The 3634-nt window shown below is 69.3% G+C and carries 3 protein-coding genes; all 3 read left to right on the forward strand.

What is annotated here, in order from left to right; all coding sequences use genetic code 11:
• Positions 1–292: 292 nt before the first annotated feature.
• Positions 293–970, forward strand: coding sequence for an urease accessory protein UreG (gene ureG / locus ACFWP5_RS21275; RefSeq protein WP_384158574.1), 678 nt, complete (start codon positions 293–295; stop codon positions 968–970).
• Positions 958–1725, forward strand: a complete 768-nt coding sequence (locus ACFWP5_RS21280) for an urease accessory protein UreD (RefSeq protein WP_384158577.1) — start codon at positions 958–960, stop codon at positions 1723–1725. The genes ureG and ACFWP5_RS21280 overlap by 13 nt, the downstream gene beginning before the upstream one ends.
• A 164-nt stretch (positions 1726–1889) precedes the next feature.
• Positions 1890–3470, forward strand: coding sequence for an alpha/beta hydrolase (locus ACFWP5_RS21285; RefSeq protein WP_384158639.1), 1581 nt, complete (start codon positions 1890–1892; stop codon positions 3468–3470).
• Positions 3471–3634 lie beyond the last annotated feature (164 nt).

Raw genomic sequence — 3634 nt, forward strand, 5'->3', positions numbered from 1 at the left:
TCCGCCCCTTCGACCCCGCCAGGAGGCTCCGCCCCCTGGACCCCCGATCGGCCTGAACGGCCTCGTCCTCAAACGCCGGACGGGCTGAGGGATGCGGGCCCTGGCTGAAGGCACCGAAGCGTAAGGCCCCGAAGCCGCAAGGCGCCGTAGAGAAGAGGAACGCGGGCCCTGACCTGACAAGGGCCCCAAGCCGTAAGGCCGCGAAGCCGCAAGGCGCCTTAGGAGACAAGGCCCCCAAGCCTCAGGACCCCTGAACCGCAACGCCTCGTAGAACACCAGAAGGAGCCGCCTTATGCATCTCGACCACACTCACGACGGCCCCGCCGCCGTCAGTGCCGACGCGCGTCGCGCCGATGGCACTCGCCGTGCCCTGCGTATCGGGCTCGGTGGGCCCGTCGGGTCCGGTAAGACCGCTACCGTTGCCGCGCTCTGCCGGGTTCTGCGGGACGAGTTGTCGCTCGCTGTCGTCACCAATGACATCTACACCCGCGAGGACGCCGAATTCCTGTTGCGGGAAGCCGTGTTGCCGCCCGAGCGGATCACCGCCGTGGAGACGGGGGCCTGTCCGCACACTGCTATCCGGGACGATATCTCCGCCAACCTCGAAGCCGTCGAGGACCTGGAGGACGAGGTCGGGCCGTTGGATCTGATCCTGGTCGAGTCCGGTGGGGACAATCTCACCGCCACCTTCTCCAAGGGGCTTGTCGACGCGCAGATCTTTGTCATCGACGTGGCCGGTGGGGACGACATTCCGCGCAAGGGCGGGCCCGGTGTCACCACCGCCGATCTGCTGGTCGTCAACAAGACCGACCTCGCGCCGTATGTCGGGTCCGATCTGGGGCGGATGGCTGCCGATGCCAAGGCTCAGCGTGCCGAACTGCCCGTTGTCTTCCAGTCGTTGAGGACTGAGGCAGGGGTTGCCGACGTCGCCGGCTGGGTGCGGGAGCGGCTTGCCGCGTGGGTCGTGTGATCGTGAGCGGGGTGCGGGCCACCGCGCGGATCGTGGCTCGGGAGGACGGGCGGGGCGGTACCGCGCTGCCCGTGTTGGAGGGGGACGGGCCGCTTGCGCTGCGGCGGACCCGGGGGAGAGGGGCCGAGGCTCAGGTCATGCTCGTCGGGGCCATGAGCGGACCGCTCGGCGGGGACCACTTCGCCGTCGAGGCGGATGTCGAGCGTGGGGCTCGGTTGCGGGTCGGCTCCGCCGCCGCCACCCTCGCGCTGCCCGGGCAGGAGAAGGGGGAGTCGCGGTACGACGTTCGGCTCAGCGTCGCCGAAGACGGTGAACTGCTCTGGTTGCCCGAGCAGTTGATCTCCGTGCGCGGTAGTGATCTGCGTGTCACGACGCGCGTCGACCTCGCCGACTCCGCCCGGCTCGTGCTGCGTGAGGAGCAGGTGCTCGGGCGGGTCGGGGAGGAGCCGGGGCGGCTCACCAGTCGGCTCTCCGTGCGGGTCGCGGGGCGTACCGTGCTCGATCAGGAGTTGGCCTGCGGGCCCGGGGCGCCGGGTGGCTGGGACGGGCCCGCCGTGCTCGCGGGGCACCGCGCTGTGGGGCAACTCGTCGTCGTACGGCCGGAGTTCACCCGGGAGCCGGTCGCAGCGCGCATGCTGGGGGAGTGTGCAGCCCTGGCGCCGCTCGCCGGGCCCGCCGTGCTGGTGACGGCTGTCGCGGCGGACGGGCTGAGGCTGCGGCGCGTGCTGGACGAGGCGCTGGCGTCGCTCGGGTGAGTATCCGCTGAGCGGTACGGACGTTTCCGCTTATCGGATTGGTAAAGAAGGTCAACCGCCCCTGTTCTCAGGTGGCTCACAGCCGCGAGGATCCTCCGAGACCATTTCGCAACGATGTACGGGGAGGGGCCCACTTGAGGCACAACAGACCGAAGAGCCGGGTGATGGCGTTCGGTTCGGCCGGATTCGCGGCGGCGGCACTGATAGCCGGCGCCGTGGTGGCACCCGCGGCCAACGCACAGACCAGCCAGACCGCAGGGCACGGGCAGGACCGTGCGGCGGCCCAGGGCGCCGCGCTCACCGCCGCCCGCGCAGCCAAGGCCGGGATCAACTGGCAGGACTGCCCCGCCGACTGGGGATTCGCGAAGCCGGTCCAGTGCGGCTGGGTGACCGTGCCGATCGACTACACCAAGCCGAACGGCAAGAAGATCAAGCTCGCCGTCGACCGTGCCGTCAGCACCGGCACCGCGGCTGAGCGTCAGGGTGCGCTCGTCTACAACCCCGGCGGTCCGGGCGGCTCCGGAATGCGCTTCCCGCTGCGGGTCACCACCAAGAACCCGCTGTGGGTCAAGACGTCCAAGGCGTACGACTTCGTGGGCTTCGACCCGCGCGGTGTCGGCCACTCGGCGCCCATCTCCTGCATCGACCCGCAGGAGTTCGTGAAGGCGCCCAAGGCGGACCCGGTGCCGGACAGCACGGCCGAGAAGAACGCGCAGCGCAAGCTGGCCCGTGAGTACGCCGACGGCTGCGCCCAGCGCACCGGCCGCACCATGCTCGCGCAGATGACCACGCCGAACACCGCGCGCGACCTCGACGTCATCCGCGCCGCCCTCGGCGAGAAGAAGCTCAACTACCTGGGCGTCTCCTACGGCACCTACCTCGGCGCCGTCTACGGCACCCTGTTCCCGTCCCACCTCCGCCGCATGATCGTCGACAGCGTCGTCAACCCGGCGCAGTCCAACATCTGGTACGAGGCCAACCTCGGCCAGGACATCGCCTTCGAGGGCCGCTGGAAGGACTGGGAGGACTGGGTCGCCAAGAACGACGCGGCCTTCCACCTCGGCACCACCCGCGCCGCCGTGCAGGCCAAGTGGCTCGAACTGCGCGCCACCGCCAAGAAGAGCCCCCTGGGTGGGGTCGTCGGTCCGGCCGAGCTGATCGGCTTCTTCCAGAGCGCCCCGTACTACGACTCCTCGTGGGTGCCGGTCGCCACCGCCTTCAGCAAGTACTTCGCCGGAGACGCCCAGACGCTCATCGACGCCGCCTCGCCCGACCTGTCGGACACGGCGGGCAACATCTCCTCGGAGAACGGCAACGCCGTCTACACGGCCGTCGAGTGCACCGACGCCAAGTGGCCCACCAGCTGGGCGAAGTGGGACAAGGACAACACGGCGCTCAACAAGCAGTACCCGTTCATGACGTGGGCGAACGCCTGGATGAACCTGCCGTGTGCCACGTGGCCGGTCAAGCAGCAGAGCCCGGTCGAGGTCAAGGCCGGCAAGGGTCTGCCGCCCGTCCTCATCGTGCAGTCACAGCGCGACGCCGCGACGCCGTACGCCGGCGCCGTCGACCTGCACAAGCGGTTCAAGGGCTCCCGGCTCATCACCGAGAAGGACGCCGGTTCGCACGGTGTGACCGGTCTGGTCAATCCCTGCATCAACTCCCGCGTGGACACCTACCTGTTGACCGGGAAGCTCGACGCGGCCGACTTCACGTGCACTCCGCACGCGACGCCGGTGCCGTAAGCGGCACGTCGTAAGCAGTAAGCCGTAGGCAGCAGTTGTTGTACGTGGTGAGGGGCGGGCGGGGTTTTAAACGCCCCCCCCCACACACCACCACAAAAAGGTGGGGGGGTAAAAAAAACACGGCAGGCCCCGGGACAAGAGGTACATAGACCCCGCCCCCAGCA

Source organism: Streptomyces sp. NPDC058469 (assembly GCF_042721125.1).
GTDB lineage: Bacteria > Actinomycetota > Actinomycetes > Streptomycetales > Streptomycetaceae > Streptomyces.

Bases quoted from the DNA above. Each gene is read 5' to 3' on its own strand.
- ureG (WP_384158574.1), top strand. From the start codon at position 293: ATGCATCTCGACCACACTCACGACGGCCCCGCCGCCGTCAGTGCCGAC.
- ACFWP5_RS21285 (WP_384158639.1), top strand. From the start codon at position 1,890: ATGGCGTTCGGTTCGGCCGGATTCGCGGCGGCGGCACTGATAGCCGGC.